20 protein-coding genes are annotated in these 24792 nt (G+C 48.7%); 14 read left to right on the top strand and 6 right to left on the bottom strand.

Annotated elements, in window-relative coordinates:
• The first annotated feature begins 57 nt into the window (after positions 1–57).
• Positions 58–1233 (top strand): Na+/H+ antiporter NhaA, encoded by a 1176-nt coding sequence (nhaA, locus tag ACNRUY_RS11645; RefSeq protein WP_488111806.1) that lies wholly within the window; start codon positions 58–60, stop codon positions 1231–1233.
• Between the two features lie 227 nt (positions 1234–1460).
• Positions 1461–2483, top strand: a complete 1023-nt coding sequence (gene hemH / locus ACNRUY_RS11650; RefSeq protein ID WP_488111807.1) for a ferrochelatase — start codon at positions 1461–1463, stop codon at positions 2481–2483.
• A gap of 54 nt (positions 2484–2537) precedes the next feature.
• On the opposite strand, the gene ACNRUY_RS11655 is transcribed toward hemH, so the two are convergent.
• Positions 2538–3110 carry a YajG family lipoprotein gene (locus ACNRUY_RS11655; protein ID WP_488111808.1) on the bottom strand — a complete coding sequence of 191 codons (573 nt, stop codon included), beginning with the start codon at positions 3108–3110 and terminating at the stop codon, positions 2538–2540.
• A 481-nt stretch (positions 3111–3591) separates the two neighbouring features.
• Here ACNRUY_RS11655 and ACNRUY_RS11660 point away from each other — a divergent pair, with 481 nt between their 5' ends.
• The 4 genes from ACNRUY_RS11660 (at position 3592) to ACNRUY_RS11675 (ending at position 7880) form a co-directional block, all read left to right on the top strand.
• Complete coding sequence (locus tag ACNRUY_RS11660; protein ID WP_488111809.1) at positions 3592–5154, top strand: 2-isopropylmalate synthase; 1563 nt, start codon at positions 3592–3594, stop codon at positions 5152–5154.
• Positions 5155–5212: 58 nt separating this feature from the next.
• Positions 5213–6124: a uracil-DNA glycosylase family protein gene (locus tag ACNRUY_RS11665; RefSeq protein WP_488111810.1), complete on the top strand. Its 912-nt coding sequence runs from the start codon at positions 5213–5215 to the stop codon at positions 6122–6124.
• Positions 6125–6173: 49 nt separating this feature from the next.
• Positions 6174–6635 (top strand): ribosomal protein S18-alanine N-acetyltransferase, encoded by a 462-nt coding sequence (gene rimI / locus ACNRUY_RS11670; RefSeq protein ID WP_488111811.1) that lies wholly within the window; start codon positions 6174–6176, stop codon positions 6633–6635.
• 213 nt (positions 6636–6848) lie between these two features.
• Complete coding sequence (locus ACNRUY_RS11675; RefSeq protein ID WP_488111812.1) at positions 6849–7880, top strand: GIY-YIG nuclease family protein; 1032 nt, start codon at positions 6849–6851, stop codon at positions 7878–7880.
• A 289-nt stretch (positions 7881–8169) separates the two neighbouring features.
• Here ACNRUY_RS11675 and ACNRUY_RS11680 read toward each other — a convergent pair whose 3' ends face one another.
• The gene (locus ACNRUY_RS11680) at positions 8170–8880 is read right to left on the bottom strand and encodes a class I SAM-dependent methyltransferase (RefSeq protein ID WP_488111813.1); all 711 of its coding nucleotides are present in this window, start codon (positions 8878–8880) and stop codon (positions 8170–8172) included.
• Between the two features lie 227 nt (positions 8881–9107).
• Here ACNRUY_RS11680 and ACNRUY_RS11685 point away from each other — a divergent pair, with 227 nt between their 5' ends.
• From ACNRUY_RS11685 to ACNRUY_RS11700, 4 genes are all read left to right on the top strand, one after another.
• The gene (locus ACNRUY_RS11685; RefSeq protein ID WP_488111814.1) at positions 9108–10397 is read left to right on the top strand and encodes an NCS2 family permease; all 1290 of its coding nucleotides are present in this window, start codon (positions 9108–9110) and stop codon (positions 10395–10397) included.
• Between the two features lie 123 nt (positions 10398–10520).
• Positions 10521–11618, top strand: coding sequence for a tRNA (uridine(54)-C5)-methyltransferase TrmA (gene trmA / locus ACNRUY_RS11690; protein ID WP_488111815.1), 1098 nt, complete (start codon positions 10521–10523; stop codon positions 11616–11618).
• Positions 11619–11685: 67 nt separating this feature from the next.
• Positions 11686–12876 (top strand): hypothetical protein, encoded by a 1191-nt coding sequence (locus ACNRUY_RS11695; protein ID WP_488111816.1) that lies wholly within the window; start codon positions 11686–11688, stop codon positions 12874–12876.
• Positions 12877–12956: 80 nt separating this feature from the next.
• Complete coding sequence (locus ACNRUY_RS11700; RefSeq protein ID WP_488111817.1) at positions 12957–13625, top strand: SanA/YdcF family protein; 669 nt, start codon at positions 12957–12959, stop codon at positions 13623–13625.
• Positions 13626–13657: 32 nt separating this feature from the next.
• Here ACNRUY_RS11700 and ACNRUY_RS11705 read toward each other — a convergent pair whose 3' ends face one another.
• From ACNRUY_RS11705 to ACNRUY_RS11720, 4 genes are read right to left on the bottom strand one after another with little or no spacing between them, the layout of a single operon-like run.
• Positions 13658–14365: a CpsD/CapB family tyrosine-protein kinase gene (locus ACNRUY_RS11705; protein WP_488111818.1), complete on the bottom strand. Its 708-nt coding sequence runs from the start codon at positions 14363–14365 to the stop codon at positions 13658–13660.
• Positions 14358–17210: an SLBB domain-containing protein gene (locus ACNRUY_RS11710; RefSeq protein WP_488111819.1), complete on the bottom strand. Its 2853-nt coding sequence runs from the start codon at positions 17208–17210 to the stop codon at positions 14358–14360. Before ACNRUY_RS11710 ends, ACNRUY_RS11705 begins: the two co-directional genes overlap by 8 nt.
• Positions 17210–17764: a hypothetical protein gene (locus ACNRUY_RS11715; protein WP_488111820.1), complete on the bottom strand. Its 555-nt coding sequence runs from the start codon at positions 17762–17764 to the stop codon at positions 17210–17212. The genes ACNRUY_RS11710 and ACNRUY_RS11715 overlap by 1 nt, the downstream gene beginning before the upstream one ends.
• A complete protein-coding gene (locus ACNRUY_RS11720; protein ID WP_488111821.1) occupies positions 17748–18080 on the bottom strand; it encodes an STAS domain-containing protein in 333 nt (110 codons plus the stop codon). The genes ACNRUY_RS11715 and ACNRUY_RS11720 overlap by 17 nt, the downstream gene beginning before the upstream one ends.
• 427 nt (positions 18081–18507) lie before the next feature.
• On the opposite strand from ACNRUY_RS11720, the gene ACNRUY_RS11725 reads away from it, so the two are divergent.
• The 4 genes from ACNRUY_RS11725 to ACNRUY_RS11740 all read left to right on the top strand — a co-directional run bounded on the left by ACNRUY_RS11725 (position 18508) and on the right by ACNRUY_RS11740 (position 24647).
• Positions 18508–20583 (top strand): putative bifunctional diguanylate cyclase/phosphodiesterase, encoded by a 2076-nt coding sequence (locus ACNRUY_RS11725; RefSeq protein WP_488111822.1) that lies wholly within the window; start codon positions 18508–18510, stop codon positions 20581–20583.
• Positions 20584–20596: 13 nt separating this feature from the next.
• Positions 20597–21631 carry a glycosyltransferase family 4 protein gene (locus ACNRUY_RS11730; protein ID WP_488111823.1) on the top strand — a complete coding sequence of 345 codons (1035 nt, stop codon included), beginning with the start codon at positions 20597–20599 and terminating at the stop codon, positions 21629–21631.
• Between the two features lie 71 nt (positions 21632–21702).
• Entirely contained in the window at positions 21703–23133 is a 1431-nt protein-coding gene (locus ACNRUY_RS11735) for a lipopolysaccharide biosynthesis protein (RefSeq protein WP_488111824.1), read from the top strand.
• Between the two features lie 17 nt (positions 23134–23150).
• Positions 23151–24647, top strand: a complete 1497-nt coding sequence (locus tag ACNRUY_RS11740; RefSeq protein WP_488111825.1) for an O-antigen ligase family protein — start codon at positions 23151–23153, stop codon at positions 24645–24647.
• Positions 24648–24792: the final 145 nt, after the last annotated feature.

Genomic DNA, 24792 nt, shown 5'->3' on the forward strand with positions numbered 1-24792 from the left:
GATGCCGCCCTCTTAAAAAAGCAAAATCATTGCTAGCTATGGGCCATTGGAGAAACCATGTTTGCTAGACGGTTACACCGCTTCTTTCAGCAGGACTACGCCATTGGCATCCTGCTTTTTATCGCCTCCGCACTGGCGATGATTGCTGCAAATACGGTCCTTGCTGACTATTACGACTTGCTGCTGTCGACCCCTATCCGGCTTACCGTTGGCGCCCTGGACATTCATAAACCGCTCCTGCTGTGGATCAATGATGGATTAATGGCTCTGTTTTTCCTGTTGATCGGCCTTGAGGTCAAACAGGAAATCATGGAAGGCGAGCTGAGCACTCCCGCCCAGGTGGTTCTTCCCGGCATTGGCGCCCTGGGCGGCATGCTGGTACCCGCCCTGTTTTATGTAGCCTTTAACTACACCGACCCCACCGCCATCAAAGGGTGGGCTATCCCGGCTGCCACAGATATCGCTTTTGCCGTGGGCATACTGGCATTGCTGGGCAAACGGGTACCCGCTTCCCTGATGACGTTCCTACTGGCACTGGCCATTATTGACGACCTGGGAGCCATCGTCATTATCGCCATCTTTTACACCGAAGACCTGTCGATGACCTCCATCGGGATAGGTGCTGTACTGCTGGCAGTCCTGGCGTTCTTCAATTACCGGGGCATCACCAGAACCGGACCTTACCTCTTTGTGGGCGCACTGCTCTGGATTTGCGTTCTGAAATCCGGCGTTCATGCGACACTGGCAGGCGTTCTTCTGGCTTTCACAATCCCGCTGAAAGTTACCGACCGTCGGGGACGCTCCCCCCTGAAAGCCCTTCAACACCAGCTTCATAGCAAGGTTCATTACCTGATCCTGCCCATTTTTGCCTTTGCCAACGCCGGCCTGGAGCTCAACGCCGAGCAAATCAAAAGCCTGTTCACCCCCATCCCCATGGGCATTGTGACCGGCCTGTTCCTGGGCAAGCAGATTGGTGTATTCAGTTTCTGCTGGCTGGCGGTAAAGTCCGGCATTGCCAAACTGCCCACCGGGGCGGGATGGACACAAATGTATGGCTTGTCCATCCTGTGCGGTATTGGATTTACCATGAGCCTCTTTATTGGCTCCCTGGCCTTCGAAGGGGTCAGCTCTGACTACCTGATCTCTGACCGAATCGGCGTTCTGGCCGGTTCGATCCTGTCAGCGGTTGTTGGCTTCGCCGTATTGTTCTGGGCAGGAAGAAAACAGGCCTGACCACACAGAGCCTTAACCCCCTGGTTAAGGCTCCATCCCAACACCCCACAAGTCACCACTCCGGTTGACAACCCACTGAAACGCTCGATAATAAGCCCAATTCTCACTGGCCGCACTGAATATACTGCTGACAACTGGGCTTATCAGGACACTCATTCCTGCCACTGACGCCCACTGTATAAAGCATTTTCTACAAAAAGCGGATAAAACACAGGGCTTGTCGGTCTATGGAAAACAGAGGCGTTCTGCTGGTTAATCTCGGGTCTCCTGAAAGCCCTTCCATTAAGGATGTACGCCAATACCTCAACGAGTTCCTGATGGATCGCCACGTCATTGACCTGCCCTGGCTGATCCGCAGGATGATTGTCAGCCTGTTTGTCCTCCCCAGGCGCCCTGCCCGCTCATCGGAAGCTTACCAGTCAATCTGGACCGACCAGGGCTCACCGCTGATTACCAACAGCCAGAAATGCGCCCAGCTGGTACAAAGCCGGACAGAGATGCCGGTTGAACTGGCCATGCGTTATGGCAGACCGGATATGGCCCAGGCCATTGCGCGACTGGGCAGCCACCCCGACCTCAAGGAGATATTGCTGTTCCCCCTTTATCCCCACTACGCCATGTCTTCCGTAAAAACGGTTATTGAGCAGGCACAAAGCATTGTCAGGGAGCTGGGACTGCAGATCCCCCTGAAGGTCCACCCGGTGTTTTATGACCACGATCTTTATATTGATGCTCTGGTTGAAAGCGCCAGCCCATGGCTGGAAAAAGAGTATGACCACCTGATTTTCAGTTACCACGGCGTTCCTGAACGACACATTCTGAAGGATGACCCAACCGGACAGCACTGCCTGAAAGACAAAAGCTGCTGCCAGAGAACCTCGGTCGCCCATAAAACCTGCTATCGCCACCAGGTGTATCGAACCACCGAGTGTTTTGTGGAAAAGGCGGACATTCCCGTGGACAAATACACTGTCGCTTTTCAATCAAGGCTGGGGAGGGCCAAGTGGCTGGAGCCCAATACGCTGGATATCGTGAAACAACTGGCCAGCCAGGGAGCCAGAAAGGTTCTGGTGATCTGTCCGTCGTTTGTCTCTGACTGCCTGGAGACCCTGGAAGAAATCGGAATAGGTGCCAGAGAGGCGTTTATCGAAGCCGGAGGAGAGTCCCTGGAGCTGATCCCCTGCCTGAATGACCATCCAGCCTGGATCAACGCCCTGCACTGCTGGCTAAAACAACCCCTGACTCACTGAGTCAGGGACTGCTTCACAGCTTAGCGTAAAACTTCAGACTAAAATCGTCGTAAGCTACAGGCTGCTCAGGAACTGGGCAAGCTCCTGATCATCAAACGCCCTGGACAGCGCATCACTCAACACCTGATTGATCAGCTCTTCATTTTTTTCGTCTGAGGGAAGGGTCATCTGCTTCTGGGTGTAGTCACTGCTGTATCGCCCATTAAACCGACGGGCCCCATTTTTAACCACCACTCTGACAACGGCTTTCAGGTCGACCTGATTCACATACCCCCCCTCTGGAACCTGATAAGAGAGCGTATCCACATAAACCTGAAACTGCGGCGCTTCAGTAGCGTCGGTAATCACCATCCCGGCCTGCCTGAGCGCCAACTCAACCGCCGAACGAACAGAAAGAGGAAAATTATCGGTTGTGGAAATACGGTTAGTGTCACTATAAACACCACCACGACTCCCAAGAGTCCGGCTGGTGCGATCATCATAAACCGTCACATTGACGCGACCCGACAACTTCTCCTGCTGTGCGCCCAGGGCCACTCTCGGATTAACCTCAACCAACTGGGGGCTCATGGCACAGCCCCCTAACAGCAACACCGCCATCACGAGCCCCGGGGCAAACTTTTTCATTCTCATATCCTGGGTAATGGGATTCTCAACAATCATGGCCGCTAGCGATCCAGATGAAAAACAGACGTCAACAGCGAAAAAACACCTGCATTGTAAACCGCTACCGGAGAAATAAAACCACTTTACCTTCCCTGCACACTCTGCTTTCACAGCAATGCAATATAAAGTTACCCCCTCTCTTGTGCCCGCCATATTCTGCCTATATAGTACAACTACCTAGCCCAAAAACCTGTGTACATGCTTTGATGAAGAGCGCCATGAACAAGGAAAGAACAACAATAGATCAACCGGTCTCCAGAGCGGACAGCCGGATGCAAAGCCTTAAAGCCTTCTTCACTCCTTCACGCCTGCTACTTCTACTGCCTTAGGGCATATTATTTTCTTCTCCCCGGACCCCGGCCTCCCGGCCTGAAAAAAAAACGATTAACATCCGAATACCCAGCTCAATGCCCCTGCAATGCCCAGGGCGAAGGAAAAAGCCATGAACCATGTCCACAACAACGACCAGGTTGTGATTTTCGACACCACCTTACGAGACGGTGAACAGAGCCCGGGAGCCGCCATGACCCGGGATGAAAAACTGCGGATTGCCATTGCCCTGGAAAAGCTCCGGGTCGACGTCATTGAGGCCGGTTTCGCCATGGCCAGCCCCGGAGATTTTGAAGCGGTAAAAGCCATTGCCTCCACCATCAAAGAGAGCACCGTCTGCAGCCTCTCCCGGGCACTTGAGGGTGATATTGACCGGGCAGCGGATGCTCTGAAGCCTGCCCGGCGAGGCAGAATACACACCTTTATCGCCACCTCTCCCATCCATATGAAACACAAACTCTGCATGGACCCGGAAGAGGTGATCAAACAGGCTGTTTTTGCGGTAAAGCGCGCCCGAAATCGCATTGATGACGTTGAATTTTCCTGCGAAGATGCCGGCCGTTCAGAAGTGGACTTCCTCTGCCGGATCATTGAGGCCGCCATTGAGGCAGGTGCCACCACCATCAACATTCCCGACACCGTTGGCTATGCCCTGCCCCACCAGTTTGGAGAAACCATAAAAACATTAATTGAACGCATCCCCAACGCCGACAAAGCCATTTTTTCGGTCCACTGCCACAACGATCTGGGTCTGGCAGTAGCCAACTCTCTGTCGGCTGTGGTGAATGGAGCCCGCCAGGTAGAGTGCACAATTAACGGCCTTGGAGAGCGAGCAGGCAACGCCTCCCTGGAAGAAATTGTCATGGCGCTGAAAACCCGCAAAGATGATCTTGGAGTGACCACAGGGATCAACACCCAGCACATTGTCCCTTCCTCACGCCTGGTGTCATCCATTACCGGCTTTCCGGTGCAACCCAATAAGGCCGTTGTTGGCGCCAATGCTTTTGCCCATGAGTCTGGCATCCATCAGGATGGCGTCCTGAAGCACCGCGAAACCTACGAGATCATGCGCGCGGAAGATGTGGGCTGGAATACCAACCGCCTGACCCTGGGAAAACTTTCTGGCCGCAACGCGTTCACCACTCGAATGGAAGAACTGGGCATCACCTTCGCCGACAAAGAAGAAATGAACGACGCCTTCCAGCGATTCAAGCGTCTGGCGGATAAGAAGCCGGAGATCTATGATGAAGATCTTCAGGCACTGGTCAGCGAATTGAGACACTCTGAGGAGGTAGCAGAGAAATACCGCCTGGTTAACCTGAACGCCGCCTCCAGCATGGGACTGGCTCCTGAGGCCACCCTTACCATTGAAGTAAACGGTGAAATGAAAGAGATGGTCAGCGGTGGCGACGGCCCAGTGGATGCGGTATTCAAGGCCATTGAAAAAGCCGTGAATTCCCAGGCCAGCCTGTCCCTGTATAATGTCAGCGCCATTTCCGGCGGAACCGACTCCCAGGGGAAAGCCAGCGTCCGCCTTGAGAAAAACGGACGCATCGTCAACGGCTCCGGTGCTGACACAGATATTGTCATTGCCTCCGCCAAGGCCTACATTAACGCTCTTAACCTGCTGGAAGCCGACTTGACCAAAGCCAACCCCCAGACAGGGACGGTATAAACAACGCTGGCAACAGACCACCCGATGATCTCTGCCAGCTTCCAGCACAGGACCCACTATGCAGGGCAGTGACAACAAGACCCCTTCCCGCCAGGCTGATGCAGCCCTCCTCCCGCAGGAGGCACAACAGGAAAAGCGGCGACAGGCCTATCTTGAAGCAATGGGGATACAAACCTGGTATCCCCGCTGCCAGCTGCCCAATGCCGCCCCTCCAAGACCTTTCGACTGGATACCAGAAGATGCCAGCGAGTTTATCCGGCAACAGTCAGAGACTGACCTGAGCACCCACCTCACTGACAACCAGGCCACCCTGAAAACAACTGACCAGACAGAGTACACCCCGACTCGGGCAGCTGACATCCTGGGGCAATTTGTTTCAGCTTCACAGCCCACGGAAGCCAAACCTGAGCCGGCAACCAAAGAGCCTGAAGCCAAAGCCACCAAAACCAGACAGCACAGTCAACCCGCCCCCCCCTTCCGGCTCATTATTGAACCTGCCGGGGATGACTGCCTGGTGATAGCGGAAATGCCCCATTCAGGCCTGAACCAGTTCAGCCGTTTTCATCAACGACTGCTCAACGACATCCTGCGAGCCTTGAAACTCCCCTCATCAACATCGCCGGAACCCCGGGAGTTTGTCTGGCCCATCAGCCAGAACCGCGGCTTGCTCAGCCAACTCAGCCAGGATGATCAGGCCGCAGCAGATGCTGTGAGGGCTTTTCTCAACAATCAATACGGCCTGTCACGACAGAAAATCATTCTCCTGCTGGGCCAGGCGGCAGCCCGCTTCATCATTGACCCGGAACAAAGCTTTGACAGCCTTCGCGGCATCAGGCAAGGCCCCACCGGACAACAGTGGTTTGCCGTCAGCCATGGCCTGAACGAGCTTATGAAACAACCTTCCCTGAAAGCCGAAGCCTGGCAGGATCTGGCTCCCCTGCACACCACAATTTCAGCGGCAACCCTCTAATCCCCCTTTGCAACGGTAAAAAGCAGAAGCTGTAGAAAGGAAACCCAGCATGCCCGAACTTAACTTCAGAGCCATGACCGTCTCGGACCTGGAGCAGATTCACCGGATAGAGCAGTCCTCCGCTGAACACCCATGGAAAAAGTCCCACTTTGCTGACAGCATCCAATCCGGATATTTCTGCTGCATTGCGGAACGCCACGGAAAACCCGTCGGTCACAGTGTCGTCATGACCGTTGCCAACGAGGCCAGCCTGCTAATCCTTACCGTTGACAAACAGCACCAGCGCCAGGGCATTGGCAGGCAATTGCTTCAACACCTGATTTCGATGGCTCAGTCAAAAGGGTGTGATACTTTTTTACTGGAAGTACGACAGTCAAACACCAGGGCGTTTCAACTGTATCTGGAAGAGGGGTTTTGCGAAATCGGAGTCCGAAAAAACTACTACCCCATGGGCAACACCCGGGAAGATGCCATCGTAATGGCAATGGATCTTGACAGCCACCACCACTGACGAGCCCTTAAAAACACGACAAAAACCACCTATTACAACGTATTATTTCGGCGGTTCACCAGACTGCACACAGGCCCGCCCAAACACCCCGATGCAACCGCGTAAAAAAACCTGAAAATACGAGCTTTTCCCTCCTGCACAAGCAGAAATTCACAGGTATAATCCGCCGCCTGTTTCCGTTAGAAGCTTTCTTTACAGCAAGGTCTTACAGCGTTGATTATCTTCACCGTCACCAATAAAACCACCTCTCAAGTCTATGTAGGCTCCACCCGCAATGACCTGATAGACCAATGGGAAAAAATGGTGGCTGCCGCTGAGCAGAATCTTGATTACCCTCTGTATCAGGAAATCAGGGTACACGGCAAAGAAGGCTTTGTTGTTGAAGAGTGGGACTATGTTGACGACCGCAACGAACTGAACGCCCTGGAGCAGGAAGCCCTCGAAACCCTGAACGCCAAAAGCCTGAGGGGCTATAAAACCAGCACGGTTAAAATTCAGCCAAAAAAGAAGACCCGCGCCCGCAAGTCCAGCATCGAAAAAGAGCTGGCCAGCATTTTTGCAGAGGTTAACGCTGAAAACGACAGTGTTGATATGGGGATTGCCAGCCCGACACCGGAAACCAAAAATGAAGCAACACCTTCCGACCCCGGCGCCCGCAGCGAAACAAATGCCCATAGCGAGAAAAAAGTCGGCCTGAACCAACCCAGCGCCTCTCAAGCAACACCGGCACCACTAAAACAGCCCGGGCCAGCACTTGTAAAAGAGCCCGAAGAAGACCAGAAGGTAGCGGCACCCCTGCCGGAAAACTGCTCCCAGGCCAACGCCGTGGTCCAAATGAACCACATCAGCCTGAGCGACGACATATCCGCTCAACTGGAAGCCATTCAAGCGGCAGCCAATGCAGTGCTTGCTGGAGACAGCACTGCAGCCGAGGAGCTTGGCAACTTTCAAGCCCAGACAGAAGCCCAGGCAGAACACCAGGAAAAAGAAAGAGAAGATACAAACACCGCAGAAAACGAGAGCACTGAATCCCCCTCTCTCTCCGCAGCTCACTCAGAAATCATTATTGAGCTGAATCCAAGGGAACAGAGAATCCGTGACGCCATTGACCGTCATCGCCGCGCCCGGTCCCAGAAGTCATCAGACTGCCAGGCATCCGAGCGGGAGCAGATTGCCAGGCTACTGGCCGAACTTGACTCCAGGGCAATGAATGCCAGCCAGCACAGCAGCCCTGCCGTCGCATAAAAAAAGCCAACAACCTGAAAAACAACCGCAGGGCCTCCTCCCTGCGGAGCCTGACAGGCACCTTGAAAAAGCCGGGTATAACATTTCTATACTTGGCTTATGAAATACCAGAACGACTCACCCAGCAGCCACTCGCACCCATCAAGCCGCTTGAACAAGCTGGCAAAAGCCAGCCATGCCTTGGAGCAAATGGAACAAACCCTCTTCCTCACCGCACATCTCAGCCGTAAAATCAGTCAGTCCATGAAGAAAATACAGCAACAACTGACCCGGCTCCCAAGCTCTCAGCTTAAGGGTGACGGTAGCTCACAAGATAGAATGCCTCCTCATCAATAAACCGCTCCAGCATGACAGCCGTCCCTCTCGCAACTTGCTGCGCCTCCTCCTTACTTCCCGGCAGAAGATAAGGCACCGTGAGAGGATCTGCTTCGTGAAGCCCCGCCTGAAACTTCCGCCCCATTGGATGACTGATATTCAACACAGCCCCAGGCGCCATCAGCTGACACAAATGCCTGAAAACAGCAGACGGATCATAAAAATTGCCAAAACAGGCATTGCACCAGATGCAATCAAATGACTCCGAATCCTGATAATCCATCACATCCCCCTGCACACAAATCACCTCAGGAAAACGCGCCGACAAAACATCCAGCATTTCTCCAGACAGATCTACCGCAACCAACCTGCAGTGCGGATCCTGTTTTATACAAAATTCCGTCAGAGAGCCACAACCCGCCCCCACATCCAGCACCCTGGCACCCTCAAACCCATTCATCCCCAACTGAGCCATCCGCTCAAGGCGCCCCCTGACACCCTCCGTCAAAGCCCCGCCAGAAGCAAAAAAAACACTGGCATGATCGAATACCGCCGCCTGTCTCCGATTAAAGTCTTCCCGACTCCTGATAAGACCACCTGAACGCCGATCCCGACTCAAGGCGGGCTCATGAACCGCACGGATAATTTTATCTTGAGGAGTATTTCTCATATTCCGCCTATTCATCAGAAAAGCCCATCCACTGAAGCAGACTCACTATAGCAACCCAGTTAACCACAGAATCTGTGGATAACCCTCTGGATTCAACAGGAATAAAAGACCTGCCTCCAGACAGAATCGGCTTCACCACCCACTGATCATTACTTAACCACCCGCCAGATATATCTACCTATTATATATACAGTATTTTTTATGTAGAATTCAGTGTTTTGTTGCACCCCGGTACAGGCAAAATGTTAGAACAGCTCTTCAAGCTAAAAGAACACAACACTGATGTTAAAACCGAGGTTCTGGCGGGTATTACCACCTTCCTGACCATGGCTTACATTATCTTCGTCAACCCCAGCATGCTGGCTACTACGGGTATGGATCAGGGGGCTGTTTTTGTAGCTACCTGCCTGGCTGCCGCAGTGGGCTGTCTGATCATGGGATTGTATGCGAACTATCCGATTGCCCTGGCTCCGGGAATGGGGCTGAACGCCTTCTTCAGTTTCACAGTGGTTGGCCAGATGGGTTACACCTGGGAGGTGGCACTGGGAGCGGTGTTCATTTCCGGTATTTGCTTCTTTCTGCTCAGCGTTTTCAAAATCCGTGAATGGATCATCAACAGCATCCCTAATTCCCTGCGTGGCGGTATCGCCGCAGGCATAGGCCTGTTCCTGGGGTTCATTGCCCTGCAGAATGCCGGAATCATCGTGGACAACCCTGCAACACTGGTCACTCTGGGTGACATGGCTTCCTGGAGCGCGATCATGACCGCCATTGGCTTTGTGGTGATCGTGGCACTTTATTACCGTCAAGTCACCGGCTCTGTGATGATCGGTATTCTGGCTATCACCCTGGTCAGCATCATTGCCGGTAAAGTGGAAATGGCTGGCATTATTTCCACTCCCCCCAGCATCGCCCCTACTCTTATGAAACTGGATATCGCCGGTGCCCTGGAAGTCGGTCTGATCAGCATCATTTTCTCCTTCCTGTTTGTAGACCTGTTTGACACCTCCGGGACGCTGGTTGCCGTTGCCCAGAAGGGGAATCTGCTGGACAAGGACGGCAACTTCCCCCGCCTGGGCCGGGCCCTGATGGCCGACAGTGTCGCTTCCATGACCGGCGCCGCCATGGGTACCTCCACCACCACCAGTTATGTTGAAAGTGCTGCCGGTATCACCGTAGGTGGCAGGACTGGTCTGACGGCGGTAGTGGTGGCCTGCCTGTTCCTTGCCTGTCTGTTCTTTTCTCCCCTGGCTGGAATGGTTCCTCCTTACGCCACGGCTCCCGCTCTTATTTTTGTGGCCGTTCTGATGACCCACAGCCTGGTGAAAATCAACTGGGATGACATTACTGAAGCCGCACCCGTGGTTATCGCTGCGGTTTCCATGCCCCTGAGCTATTCAATCACTACTGGTATAGCGTTTGGCTTCATTTCCTATACCGGCATTAAACTGCTGAGTGGACGCTATAAAGAGCTGAACTCCGCTTTATGCATCCTCTCTGTTTTATTCGCTGTTAAGCTGGCTATTTTCTAAGCCCCTTTCTGAGTGAATTCTTTCACTCAGGGTAAACAGCGCCTGGCAGAGAATAAACACCACTTCACCTGCTCCCATAAACGGCCCATAATACGGGCCGTTTTTCACTTCGATCCAACCATCATGTCGCTAGCCGTAGTCAAACCAGAGCTTTACGAACAACAACTTGCCGCTAAGGCGGAGATTATCCGGACGGATTTTGCGGACTTTGAAATACCGGAACTGGAACTCTTCCGCTCAAAGCCCGAGCACTATCGCATGCGGGCGGAGTTTCGCGTATGGCATGAGAAGGATCGCAGTTATTACCGCATGTTCGATCCAGACACCAAACAGCCTTTTGAAGTCACAAGCTTTCCCAGCGGATCAGAAACCATCAACCGCTTGATGGGCCCCCTTCTGGAAAGCATTTCAAAATGTGAACCGCTTCGAAAACGACTGTTTCAGATGGAGTTTCTGACCACCCAGACCGGTGAAGCCCTGGTGACCCTGATCTATCACCGCCAGCTGGATGATCAATGGAAAACTGCCGCACTGAACCTCCAGAATCATTACGGTATCGGCATTATCGGCCGGGCACGCAAACAGAAGTGGGTGCTGAACCGTGACTACGTCACCGAAACCCTCTCCGTTAAGAACAGAACGTTCAAATACACCCAGGTTGAAAACAGTTTTACCCAACCCAATGCCGGTGTGAATGAGTCCATGCTGACCTGGGCCAGCAATGCCTGTGAAGGGATCCGTACCAGCCAGGGAGGGGACTTGCTGGAACTCTATTGCGGCAATGGTAACTTTACCTGTGTGCTGGCCGGCCATTTTGAAAAAGTACTGGCCACGGAGATCTCCAAAACCTCTGTCCATTCAGCCCGGGAGAATTTTGCCCTCAATGGCGTGAACAATGTTGAAATCGCCCGACTGTCCAGTGAGGAGTTGACCCAGGCCCTGAATAAAGAGCGCCTGTTCCGACGCCTCAGTGAAATCGACCTGGACAGCTACCACTTTTCGACGGTACTGGTGGATCCCCCCAGGGCAGGCCTAGATGAAGGCACGGAAAAACTGGTCGGCCAGTTTGACCATATTCTGTATATTTCATGCAACCCGACCACCCTGAAAAACAACCTGTCAAATATCTGCCGGACTCACCGCATTGAGCGCATCGCTCTGTTTGACCAGTTTCCCTACACTCATCACGCCGAAATGGGAGTTCATCTGGTCCGGAAGTAACTCACATTTACAACCCCTGGAACCCGACCTAGGTTCAAAGTTAATAGGATGTTCACAGGGGTTGTACGTGAAAAGTAACAAATTGAGGTTGTTGGCTGTCTCAACCGCATTCACTCTCTTTCTAACGGCCTTTATGCCCACTTCTCAAAGCAGCCAGCGGGTTCCCATTAAAACTGCCGTTTTATTCCTGGCCTATGACCAGGGTGAAAGCAATGCCTTCCTGCGTATCCAGCAAAAGCTCAGGCAACAGGGTATCCCATACCGGGTCCTGGCCATGGGACGTGCCGCAGAAGTGTTTAATGAAGACCCAGCCCTGATAGCCATTGATGCCCTGACCCATAACGAGAAACTGAGAAGCAACCGAAACCTGCCCCTTAATCAGTCTCTGGTTTATGATATCGCTGACCAAGTGACAACTCGGGTTGTCTATACCGGCATGGCCAGCAGGGCCCAGGCCCAGCTGGCCAATGTCATGAGCCGGAAGGGTGCCAGGGTATTTGCCTTTTACGATAATTTTGAGCCCGTTCACAGCCAGAGCTTTGTGCGCCCCTTTATGGATGAACTGAAGTCTTCTGCCGAATATCACGTGCCCAGCAGGGAAACCGCAAGGAGCTTCACGGCCCTGGTCAAAAGAGAGCATTCATCCATCAAGGTGACCGGGCAACCGGCTCTTGAGGCATGGGACGAGATTTATGAGCAGACGGATACGGCCAAACTCAGAAAAACACTGAACATTCATCCGAAGCAGACAGTGGTTCTGTTTGCCGGTGACTACAGTAAGCACTACCCAAAGGCGTTTCGTACCTTTATCAGGGCCACCCGCCTGATGCCCGATGTCCTTTTTCTCGTTACCCACCATCCGAAGCAAAGCGGAGCATTTGAGCAGCGCATTATCCATTCTGAAGCCCGCCGCAACGTCAATTTCCTGCATCATGGAACCTACTCTACTGCTGTCTTGAGCACCATCGCCTCAGCCGTTGTGGTTCATCAGTCATCCGTCGCACAACAGGCGCTGTATAAAGGTAAGCCGGTGATCTATGTGAATGACGCCCATTACCAGAACCTTATCCTTGCCAAAGGGCTGGCAGAACGCGCATCGTCACCCAATAAACTGGCACACACTATGGATTCCGTGCTCAGACGGCAACTTCCGCCACTCACTCTGTCTGCCCTTGGTATTCCTTCCAGGCCCAGCCTGTTAATCAGCCATCAGATTCAAGATGAAATTAACAGGAAAACCTCTCATAATCGCAGGTAGACTTGGCTCCTACTGCTTTATACCAGCCCTGCGATATGCTCTACTCAGGAAATGAACAATCTGTTACACAAAGGTCACTGATGGGGATACGTCTGACCCATTTATCCACGCTGGCCAGACTGGGAGTGGCGGTGCTGGTTGTATTTGCAGCCATAGTGGTTGCCTGTAACTATCTGGTCATAAGAGAAACCCGTAACGCCCTCTATTCTGACATCAACTCCGTGCCCTACAACTCCGTCGGAGTTCTGCTGGGCACCAGCAAATATTCCCGCCTTGGAGGCGATAACGACCACTACCGACTCCGACTCGACGCTGCCTTCCGGTTGTTTAAAGCAGGAAAGATAGATTACATTCTGATCAGCGGAGATAACAGTACCCGGTATTACGATGAGCCGAGCACCATACGGAGAGACCTGCTGAAGCTGGGTGTCCCTCAGGATCGAATATATCGTGACTATGCGGGCTTCAGAACCCTGGACTCAGTGCTTCGCGCCCGATATGTGTTCAACCTGCAGCACTTCACCATCATCTCTCAGGCTTCCCATAATCGCCGAGCCCTTTATATTGCCCTTAACCGGAACATCGATGCCATTGCCTTTAATGCCGGAGACGGAAAGGATTCGGACTTTAACAATAAAGCGCGGGAAGTTATGGCAAGAGTATTGGCTGTTATGGAAACCCATTTGCTCAACACCGGTCCGAGGTTCCTTGGACCTGTCATCGAGATTGGAAGCACTCCCCCAACCTGAACCTGCTCAAGGATATTGCTATTTTTGGCTGCTTAGAGGTCAATGTTAAAAAAAGAGGAGCGCCGGACATAACGGCGAACTTTTTCCATGGCGTGGGGAAACCACTTGTCAAGCCTGTGAGTTTCACGGCATATTTCATCAGCAAGCCGGGGATTTCGATAGTCATTAAATACCACGCCAATCAGTGACACCTCATTCTGAGTCAACCGGTCAATAGCTTTCTGAAACTCAGTCTGCCGAGTAATCCCGGCCATCACCATGAGAACGGTGCCATCAACCATGGCACAAATGGACTCCGCAGGAATATTATGACGGTTTCTTGCGTTGACCGGAGAGGTATCGAATACGACAGCATCGTATTTTTCCAACCAATGCTCCATTAACTTATTCAGGTTTGCAATATTTCTGAACATTATTGCATCGGTATCGCAAGGAGCCGGAAGGATGTCAATTTCCGACTCCTCATCATGCATAATGCAGGAATCCGCTGAACCCGGATTAGGAAGCCAGTCGGTATGTCGGTGACCTGAAATCTCACCAAACTCGGGATGCAGCATATTTACTTCCACCAGAAGGGTATGTTTTCCATCCGCCTCACTTCTTTTACTCAGTGTATACGCCAGTGTCGAACACCCTTCTGCCGGATTAGCAGATGTGATCGCCAGAGAGCGCATACCTCGCCCAATGGTATTGCTGTATATCTCCTCGATCTCAAGATAGTTGATCGGTAGCTTAATCACTGTATACACCTAAAGTTTTTAAAAGCTGAACCATTGTCAGAATATTCACTACATCTTTCACTGTATCCATGAATATTCCCCAGCCGGACTGAGCAAAATCAGGTACATAAACAGTGTCTCCAGCCCGTAAAACCGGAAGTTGTGAAGCAACCGGATTTTTCATAAAACCCATCAAATTAAAGGTATAGGCCTGATTCTTACAACAGGAATTATTAACGATAATGATTTTTTCAACATGAGCTGTTTTTGTGGGACCTCCAGCCTCTGCCAACAGATCCAGTATCGTCATGTTATTATCAAAATCATAGCGTCCACTGGTGTTCACTGCCCCAAGAACCCTGACAGTGTCCTCTCTCTTTTTCTCGAGCCATTTCCTGTTCCGGGAAGGGACAAAAATACTGTCACCCGGCTTAACAACCGGTAAAAGACTATCATCCCCCGTCTCAAAATAATTGACTAAATTCAGCTTGCTGACTTTCGGGGAGCTGGCACTGCGATGAATAATTCTCAGCTGGCTGAGATCAGCATCCTGAGCAGGCCCATCTGCTGCAGCAAGGATATCCAGAAATCCCATTTCCGTAGTGAATGCATAACGTCCCGGAGTGATAACAGAACCCATTACATAAATGGCTTTTTCTTTTGAAACATTCAACCAGCTAGACTTTGGGTTAGCTAGCATATTGGGCAACTCGGGAATAATAATTGACGCTCCACCAACCAGCTGAGGTATACTTGACCAGCTCCCGCCATTCTCAATAAATTCCTGAAGATTAAACTGCTGGCTAACAGCCCCCCCCTTGTCATCGGGGAAAATCACCTTAATTTGTGCAATATCGGCATTGTCAGTAGGACCACCTGCATTTGCCAGATAGTCCATAAAATCAACCGATTTAGACCACTTATAACGTCCAGGTTTCTGAATAGCCCCCACTATTTTGATTGAATCCATTGTCGATGTCTTTAGCCAATTATCCCCGGTTCCCGGGGCCTTTTCTGGGAAAAAAATGGCATCACCTTGCTTAATCTCAGGAAGTTCTTTTATTTTGCCATCTGCAAATTCCTCAAGATTGAAGGCAATAACGCTACCATCCTTACGCATGATTCTGACTGACCGTATATCCGCATAACGGTTTGGGCCGCCGGAGTTAGCCACAACATCAAGAAAGCTTGCTCCTTTCGCAGTCTCAAATGCTCCAGGCTTATTGACTTGCCCCATCACATAAACCATTCGGATTCCGCTTTTTATAGATTCTTCCTGCTTGGGAATATAGACAGTAGCCCCCTCCTTAAGCACAGGAAGATTTTCTTCAACACCCGTATCAAGAAAAGCTTTTAGATCAAATAAGAGAGGTTTGCTACCAGAGAGAACTCGTACCTGTTCCACGTTGGCATATCGGGTAACCCCACCTGCCCGCAAAATAGCATCAACCACATTAACACCACTTTTAAATGGAAAACTGACAGGCCTTAACACCTCACCAAATACTTTAATCTCTGTGCGGTCTGATACAGAGTCAATCCCATCAGCTTGAGATACCTTGCCATCCCCATGAACACTGCTTAGATCGGGGGAGGCAGGGACAAATATTTCATCCAAAGATTGAATAGCAGGAATAAAAGAAGCATCACCCGTATTCAGGTACTTTTTGAAGTCAAAAAATAATACTTCACCATTTCTTCTCAATTGCAATTTATCAAGCAGGGCACCTTCAGTAAAACCTCCAGCCTTATTGATTGCCATCTGAACATTACCCGTATTTGGTAATTCCACTTCACCAGGTGAGTTAACATAACCAAGAACGGTAATCAACAATCGCTTTTCCTTCAATCGGACTGATAATTTATCAAGCCCAAGAAAAGCTTCAGAAAGGGAGTAAAAAATGCGTTTTTCTGCCTGTTTAAGTGTCAGGCCACTTATTTTTAAAGATCCTATTTCCGGAAGTTGTATCGCACCATCACGGCCTACCAAAAAGTTTTTATTAAACCCCTCCTCACCGGGCAAACCAATCACAAGAAGATCTCCTGACTGAAGCAAGTAACTCCCTAGATAATCACTTTCAACTTCAGCGTCTTCCTTTTCGTCGCTCCCAGGTTCCTCAACTAAAACCGGAACCTTAGGTTCAACACTATTAGCTTTAACGTCAGCTATATGATCAAGAGGTGGTTTCTCTATAATTGCTTTATTGTCAGACGCATCCAGCTTATCAATACTTATTTCCTGTTTTTTTTCATCCACCTCTTTTTCTATATCTACTTTTTCCTTTCTGACCAGAGACAAAAGCACGACATCTGACTGATTCATTGATTGAGTAGAGTAGTCTTTTTCACTGAGCCTTATTCTATTTCCGGACCGAATAACGGTTATTGAGGAGCCGAACTCTATTTCAGAATAAAAAGAACCGTACAAATTAAAATATTCAAAGCTATACGATTTTGGAAAAAAATAATTACCTGGCTTCTTGATATCTCCAAGAACCGTTAATCTGACCAGTTCATTTTTACTAAAGTACTTTATCTCTTTAATCTTATGTTTTTTAGAAAGGATATTTTTAATCTCAGCCTTAGCAGCCTCAACTTTATTATCTGAAAACTTCACCCAACCAGCACTAGGAACCTTTACCTGAAATGCATCATTAACAGTAAAAATAGGAATGCCTGGCTGACCACCTGAAAAACCAACAAAAAAACCACCACCTTTTTCTACAACCTCATCAGATAAGCCCACCCCTGAAAATAAAGACAGAATAACAAATAAAAAGAGAGCATTATTTTTCTTATATGAAAAACAATGCTCTCTTTTAGCATGGGAAAAACAATCCCATATATAGTGAAATAAAAGAATCATTACCATGCACTCCGCTGCATAAATTCTTTTATTTCATGCGGTCTATGCCAGTCTTTAAGACCAAGAATTGAATCACTGTAATAGAAGGTGGTTTCCTGCTCCTTTACCCCACCAAGTGCATAATCAATAACACACCCACCTTCCTCAGCCATTTCCTCCATAAGGAACCGTGCCTTATCCAACACAGAAAAGGACCTGGAAATGTTTATGACTGCATCGAAATATAGACCTCCATCAATTTCATGCTTGGCCAATCGATGCAAATCTTTTATTGCCCCCATCTGTCCTGGAAGACAGTATTCTCCACCTGCATGCTTTAACTCAACATAGCGGTCTTCACTAACAATCAACAGTTTAACTACATCATTTCGATCAATTGATCGCGATTTCAAGCTACGTTCACTGGATACACTAAAGCTTCTATTAGCTTCTCCAGGCCAGCCAGCACAGGAAACAAGTGAAAGAGTAAAAAAAACGACGCAAATTTTTTTGATTCGATAGAAGGGTTGCTTATACCACAACTCTTCTATCCCACCTTCATTTATTCCCGACAAAATCCTCAATATTTTCATATTGCTTGATAGTTTGATTTATCCTGAGCATTGTCAGTAGTTCGTCGGGTTTCCCATTAACACCAAGCAGGCCAAGATTCCTTCTTTCAGTCTTAAGCCTCTTATAAAGAAAAACCAGGGCTCCGATTCCAGATGAATCAAGATCATTGACTGAGCTCATATCAACAAGAACATCACCAGAACAGTCTTTAATCAAATAGTCAAAAGAGCTCCTGATATCGTTTACCGAACCTGCATTTAAATCACTATGCAACTCAATAACATCACAGCTACTTGCTCGATAAGTTTCATATTCCATTTCTTACAACTCCCTTTATAAGAACACCCCATCTCAAAAGATGAAGAAGCTTTATCAATCCATAACTACACCCTATAAAGACTAGACAACATTGAAAAACCCCATTACTAAAAAACAAGAAAACAATTACGCCTAAGAAAAAACCCATACCCTGACGAGAAAACACAAGAATCAACAATATAAAAGCCAAAAAAATGTCACCCTTAAGAGATAACCAGACGTAGATTCCCTCTCAATTAAAGATAATACTATTCGTAATTTAAAATAAGTCAGCCATTCCTTTTTTATCTAACCACACCAACAACTCCCCCCCTATAGTTAATCCATAAAGCCGTTTTCTAACATTCAGTAAAACAAATGCCTGTAAGCATTCAGAAATGCAGTATCCGTAAACTCTGAATCAATGGCCATGATAAAAAGTCATTTTATGGATACGCGCAAAGGCATGCACCCAACATCGCACCTCTCCATAAAGCTGTTAAAGGCAGTCTTGCTAGCGGCCTGCACTCTTGGCATATTTCTCAGTTTGATCCAAATCATATTTGATGCTCATCAGTCAAGTAGCGCCATCGACCAAAAAGCAAATGATATGATTTCGATAATCTACGAACCTGTATTTCAATCTGCAGTTAGACTTGACCAAAAAATGGGACAAAAGATACTTAATGGCTTATTTGAAATGCAGGCTGTGCAGGTAGCGGCTATTAAGCTCGATGGTGAACCCAGCCTGGCTATGGTTGAAAGAAAGCTGTCTGCATCCCGCTATCGTCTGGTCTCAGACTACATATTCAAACCCCTTCGAATTTACCGAACCCCGCTTTATGCTGACAAACTAGAAAAAGACTATATTGGAGAGCTACTTCTCTCCATTGACACAGCATACTATGGAAAAGAATTTATTCAAAGATCCGCCCTGGTTCTGTTTTCAGGCATTATCAGAGCCATTGCAATGGCTCTGCTTTTATATTTAATTTACTCTTCTCTACTGACACGTCCTTTAAACCGCTTAATCCATCATCTTTCCAGCATTGACCCTGAACAACCAGGTCAACAGAAGCTCCCCTTGCCAAGGGGGAATGAAAAAAATGAGCTTGGACTTTGGGTTAAAACTGCCAATAACCTTTTGGAAAGCATAGAAAAACACTTCAATTTGAGGCAAAAGGCCGAAGCCCAGATCATGCGGTTGTCCCAATATGATTATTTAACTCGATTACCCAATCGTCGTACTCTACAAAAACATTTAAGCCGACTGATCGACCGCCCTATTACTAGAAATGAAAACATAGCGGTTCTCTGCCTCGGCCTGGATGATTTCAAGTCTTTAAATGCACAAGTCAACTTCAATGCTGCTGAACATATACTCCTCAAACTGGTCGACCGCATACGAAATCATTTGAATAACAAGGCTTACATTGGAAGGCTGGGTGAGGATCAATTTGCAATCATTCTATCTAATATCAAGCAACCTTATGAGGCTGCTGAATTAGCACAAAGCCTCCTTAAACAGCTGGAAAAACCCTTTGAAATCAATGAAGAACATTTATCCATCAGCGCTACAGTTGGTATCACATTATTTCCAGATGATGGTGACAATGTTGACAAACTTCTTCAACAAGCGGAGTTTGCCATGATTATGGCCAAGTCCAGAAGCCATAACCGCTATCAGTTTTATATAGCCACTATTGATTCTGAAATCAGACAACGCAAAAAGCTTGAAATGGATCTTCACCAGGCCCTGGAACATCATGAACTCAGCCTGGTGTATCAACCACAAGTCAATTATCAAACGGGAAAAGTTGCTGGTGTTGAAGCCCTGCTTCGCTGGAAACACCCTGAAAAAGGCTCCATTTCCCCAGACATGTTCATTCCCATGGCTGAAAGCAGCCTGGATATCATCCCCATAGGGGACTGGGTGCTTGAGGCCGCCTGCCAACAGCTACGTGAATGGCATCAGTCCGGATACCCCTCTCTGCGGATGGCGATAAACCTCTCGGCCATTCAACTGCAAGACAAACATATCTCCGACAGGGTTGCTCATCTTTTGCAGAAATATCAAATTCCTCCGAATACAATGGAGTTAGAAGTCACAGAAACCTGCATACTTGAAGATGTGGAAACCTCACAAAAACAACTGGAAAGTATAAAAAGCATTGGCGTGATTTTAACACTCGATGATTTCGGAACCGGTTATTCCTCACTCAGCTATCTGAAAAAATTTCCTTTTGACAAAATCAAAATCGACAAATCCTTTGTTGAAGGTCTTCCAGTGCATAAGGAGAACAGCGTTATTGTTGAAGCCATTATCCAACTAGGCCGTAGCTTTGATCTTGACGTTCTTGCAGAAGGCATAGAAACCCATGATCAGGAAGGCTACCTGGTCGGCATAGGCTGTCTTGAAGGTCAAGGTTATTACTACGGAAAGCCGATGCCAGAAAATGAGTTTCTCGAATTCATGGCCAAACCTAACGCTTTATTCGGAAGAAACAATGGCCGGAAACAGTAAAGGAACATGAGTCATGAATAGTCAGCCTATCATCCTTTTTCTGGATTCCCGAGATTTTGGCGGAATAGAAACACATGTTCTCCAGCTGGCAAAAGCCCTGTCCAATGCAGGATGGCCGGTGGAAATCTGGTTTTTCCGTTGTTATGACCATCCACACCCAATTGAGTCAAAACTTTTCGAAGAAAACCTTCGCTTTCGCTATCTTAACGGTCATTTGTGCGATTTACACTCAAAGTTAAAACTGTACAAACCTTTACTTATACATACCCATGGCTATAAGGCAGGAATCACTGGCCGCCTGACTTCCCTATTTTCAGGCACGCCAGTGGTGTCAACCTTCCATAATGGTGATCCAGGTGAAGGACATGTTCGCCTGTATACGATGCTTGATCGCATGACAAGCCTGCTCTCCACCAACATTGCCGTCAGTGATGAAATCGCCAGACAGCTCCTCTTTCCATCAAGGCAAATCAATAACTTCGTAGCACTCCCCACCCAGCCAACACCTTCAGGTCAAAGCATTGCTTTTGTTGGCAGGCTCTCCCATGAAAAAGGCCCAGATCTGTTTCTCCAGCTGGCTAAACATCAGCACCTGCTTGAGTTCAGGCTCTACGGCTCAGGTCCAATGGAAACAATTTTGCACCAACAGGCTACTCAGAATGTCCAATTTATGGGGCAGGTACCCTGTATGGCAGAGCACTGGCAGGATGTAGGCCTTCTATGCATCACCTCTCGCTATGAGGGGCTTCCCATGACAGCCCTTGAAGCCATGTCTCATGGAGTCCCGGTAGTGAGCTTTAATGTTGGAGGCTTAGCCAGCCTGGTACAGCAAGGGGTTAATGGATGGATTGCACCCGCAGGTAACATTCAACAGATGAGCAATCTGCTGCAATTCTGGCAATCGTTATCGCCTGATATCAAGCAGCAACTCAAAACCTCCTGTGTGGCGACAATCATCAATGGTTATTCTCATGAGGCCATTCTTCCCCAGATTTTTGAAACTTATCAGGATGCCGTCAAAAAGCAGGGACAGTTATGGCCTGCTTAAAACCAGAAACAACAGTTAACAGGTCATCGAAGATCAACCACCATTTGCATCAAAGCTATGGGATAGCATAAATGGAATTGGGTTATAGAGTCATTAAAGGGCTAAAAACAGGTGCCATATTAAGACTGGCAGCCCAAATTTTCACCTGGGTCAATACCTTGATCCTTATCCGTCTCCTTACGCCAGATGATTATGGGCTGATGGCCATGACCATGGCTTTTATCGGTGTTTTTGCTCTGATGGGCGACTTTGGTGTTGGAAAAGCCATCATTCAAGCTGAAGAGCTCAACCCTTCATTAGTTCGTCAGGCATTCACTGTTAACCTCATATCCTGCCTGATATTTTTCATCTTTTTTTATTCTATTTCCAACCTGATTTCCAATTTTTTTTCAGAACCTAGAGTCACTATTCTGATCAAGGCTGTGGCCTGCCAGCACCTCATAATGATTTTCCATACCCTTCCTTATTCGATGGCCAGCCGAAGAATGTTGTTCAAGCAACGGGAAAAAGTACAGTTTTACACAACACTGATCACCAGCCTTTTAACCCTGGCCATGGCAGCAGCAGGCCTCGGAGTGTGGGCACTCATATATGGCCACCTTTGTATGCGCCTGATAGCCACCATTGGATACAACCTGATCGCACCTTGCTGGGTATGGCCAGCACTCAACTTCAGGGGATTCTCGAAGATGGCTGGGTTTAGTGGCCTTGCCACCGTCAATGACGTCCTTCGTTATCTGTTTAACGTTTTTGGCAACATCAGCATAGGCCGGTTACTCACTAAGGCTGATTTAGGTGTTTTCTCCGTTGCCCGAAACCTTGCTAATTTACCCAGTGACAAGATTGGTGAATTGCTCAATCATCTCAGTCTCTCCTCTTTTGCCAAACTTCAGCAGGAAAAGGATGTTGCCGGGCAGTATTTACTGAAATCAACCCGCCTGGCCAGCCTGATCATTTTTCCAATGTACTTGGGAATGGGTGCAATTTCTCCGGAGCTAATCACCCTGGTCTTATCCAGTAAATGGCAGGCAGCCATTGTTCCTTTTCAAATCCTTTGTTTATCCAGCCCCTTCAGAATGCTGTCAGAAATGCTGGCAACCAGTATTACTGCAGTGGGGGAGCCTATAAAAAACACTCGTACCTTACTATGGTCAATTCTTGGGCTTCCCCTCTTTTTCCTGGGGATCCAATACGGTGTCGAAGGTGCCTGCTGGGCATGGCTGGCTCTGAACCTGGCCAGCTTCGCACTTCATGTTAAAGCCATGCTGCCAACTTTTCATGTCAAAACCATGGCATTTATCAAAAGTATGCTGCCCAGCCTCGTTAGCTCATTAGTAATGCTTACAGGCCTTATGCTGATGCGTTCTCAACTATCACAGCATATGCACAGCGAGCTGTTACTGGCCTTAATGATTCTGGCCGGAGCATTCCTGTTTTTATTCACAATGTTATTGGCTTTTCGTCAACATTTATTGACCACTCTTTCATATTTAAGGCATTAGTCAGGAAGCAATGACCCATGAAAGCGCATCTTCCAACAGCAGAGCGCATTTTCAACAACCAGTACCAGACTATTACGGTTACGGCATACTGCATTCTGGCTATGCTACCCAGCCTTATCTTTCCCCACCCAATCGCTCTCCTGCCACTGGCAGTGATTCCTCTTGGCTTGCTGTTTATCCTGAAAAAACCTTTCGTCGTCGTCCTCATATTTATCATGTTTTCTTTTTTTCGCCTTCATGAGGTATTCCCACAGCTCGACCCTATTAAAATTCCATTGCTCACCGCCCTCGCCTCTTACTTTGTACTAGGCTGGCACATAATTCTGACCCGTAAAGTGCAGGTTTACTGGCGCTATGAACACACCATCTTTGCCCGTTTTTTTGGCTGGGTTGTCATTGGAATCGCCTTTTCCAGCTATCCTCCAACAGCGTTCAGTAGCTTCACCAGTGTCTATATGAAAATCGGTATAATGGTGCTGGCCATTTCCTGGTTGATGACCGAACACTGGCATTTTAAACTGGCGCATTTCTTGATTATCTGCTCTGGGCTGGCCGTAGGCTACGTCACCCTAAACAACAATGCCAATGGCATTGGAATGGTAGAAGAAACCCGTGTGACCATTCCTAACACCAGCCTGGGAGATCCTAACGACCTTTCCCTTGTTCTCAGCTTTCCTATGAGCTATGCCGTTGCCTTTGCAGTCACCAGAGGCACTGGCAAATTAAGAACGTTATTGGGGCTAATTGGGGTTATCGTATTTGTATCTTCCATAATTGCCACCCAGAGCCGGGGGGGCTTGCTGGCTACGGTTGCCGTTTTTGGCATATTCGGACTCAGAATCATCAAGTCAAAATTGCTACTGATCAGTATTGGTAGTTTTGGTCTTATGATTCTTGTTGCAGCCGCCGGGATCAGTGATAGAAAGTCGGGCGGCTCCGGGGAAGAAGGGGTTGATGAGTCCGCAATGGGCCGGATTCACGCATGGGAAGCTGCATTCAACATGGCTATTCGCAACCCCATGACTGGAGTTGGACTATCGCTGTTCCTGGATAATTACTGGGATTATGCAACTCATAGTCGCGCTGAAGGCCAGGCTCATGTGACCCATAGCACCTGGTTTCAGGTTATGTCAGAGTCCGGCTTCATCGGCTTTGGCCTGTTTGCCTTTATGATTTTCACGATTTTCATGTCTGTCCGCAAATCACTGCACAGGCTTGACAGAAATAAAGGATCACCAGACTACGACCCACATATGACCGCAATAGCCGTAGGCACCTATGCGGGCCTGGTGGGTTTCTGCGTCTCAGGCACCTTTCTCAGCCAGGGCTTCCTATGGCCTGTTTATATAATCACTTCCATCAGCATTGCAATCGCCAACTACATGGACCTTCACTATGGAGAGCCTCCTGCAGACATTCAAAAACCGGCTATACTCAAAAAGTCTAGGAAGATGATAAACGGCAAAGGTCTGCCAGATGCTCAACGACCTCAAAAGTTGGCTAAAAAACAGTGACTCTTCTGGGGTCAGGGCTGCGTTTCATTTACTTAAGTCATTTCGAAGCATAGAAATTCCTCTGATAAGGCCGCTTCACTCTCTCATCTACCACTTCCATATTTCAATCACTGGGTTACTGGCAGGTATAACACGAGTTTTCTAC

The organism is Endozoicomonas sp. Z74, from assembly GCF_057680865.1.

Coding starts and splice junctions, on each gene's coding strand:
- ACNRUY_RS11665 (WP_488111810.1), top strand. CDS start 5,213: ATGCAGGGCAGTGACAACAAGACCCCTTCCCGCCAGGCTGATGCAGCC.
- trmA (WP_488111815.1), top strand. CDS start 10,521: ATGTCGCTAGCCGTAGTCAAACCAGAGCTTTACGAACAACAACTTGCC.
- nhaA (WP_488111806.1), top strand. CDS start 58: ATGTTTGCTAGACGGTTACACCGCTTCTTTCAGCAGGACTACGCCATT.
- ACNRUY_RS11725 (WP_488111822.1), top strand. CDS start 18,508: ATGGATACGCGCAAAGGCATGCACCCAACATCGCACCTCTCCATAAAG.
- ACNRUY_RS11710 (WP_488111819.1), bottom strand. CDS start 17,210: ATGATTCTTTTATTTCACTATATATGGGATTGTTTTTCCCATGCTAAA.
- ACNRUY_RS11680 (WP_488111813.1), bottom strand. CDS start 8,880: ATGAATAGGCGGAATATGAGAAATACTCCTCAAGATAAAATTATCCGT.
- ACNRUY_RS11655 (WP_488111808.1), bottom strand. CDS start 3,110: ATGAAAAAGTTTGCCCCGGGGCTCGTGATGGCGGTGTTGCTGTTAGGG.
- rimI (WP_488111811.1), top strand. CDS start 6,174: ATGCCCGAACTTAACTTCAGAGCCATGACCGTCTCGGACCTGGAGCAG.
- ACNRUY_RS11685 (WP_488111814.1), top strand. CDS start 9,108: ATGTTAGAACAGCTCTTCAAGCTAAAAGAACACAACACTGATGTTAAA.
- ACNRUY_RS11660 (WP_488111809.1), top strand. CDS start 3,592: ATGAACCATGTCCACAACAACGACCAGGTTGTGATTTTCGACACCACC.
- ACNRUY_RS11730 (WP_488111823.1), top strand. CDS start 20,597: ATGAATAGTCAGCCTATCATCCTTTTTCTGGATTCCCGAGATTTTGGC.
- ACNRUY_RS11735 (WP_488111824.1), top strand. CDS start 21,703: ATGGAATTGGGTTATAGAGTCATTAAAGGGCTAAAAACAGGTGCCATA.
- ACNRUY_RS11740 (WP_488111825.1), top strand. CDS start 23,151: ATGAAAGCGCATCTTCCAACAGCAGAGCGCATTTTCAACAACCAGTAC.
- hemH (WP_488111807.1), top strand. CDS start 1,461: ATGGAAAACAGAGGCGTTCTGCTGGTTAATCTCGGGTCTCCTGAAAGC.
- ACNRUY_RS11700 (WP_488111817.1), top strand. CDS start 12,957: ATGGGGATACGTCTGACCCATTTATCCACGCTGGCCAGACTGGGAGTG.
- ACNRUY_RS11720 (WP_488111821.1), bottom strand. CDS start 18,080: ATGGAATATGAAACTTATCGAGCAAGTAGCTGTGATGTTATTGAGTTG.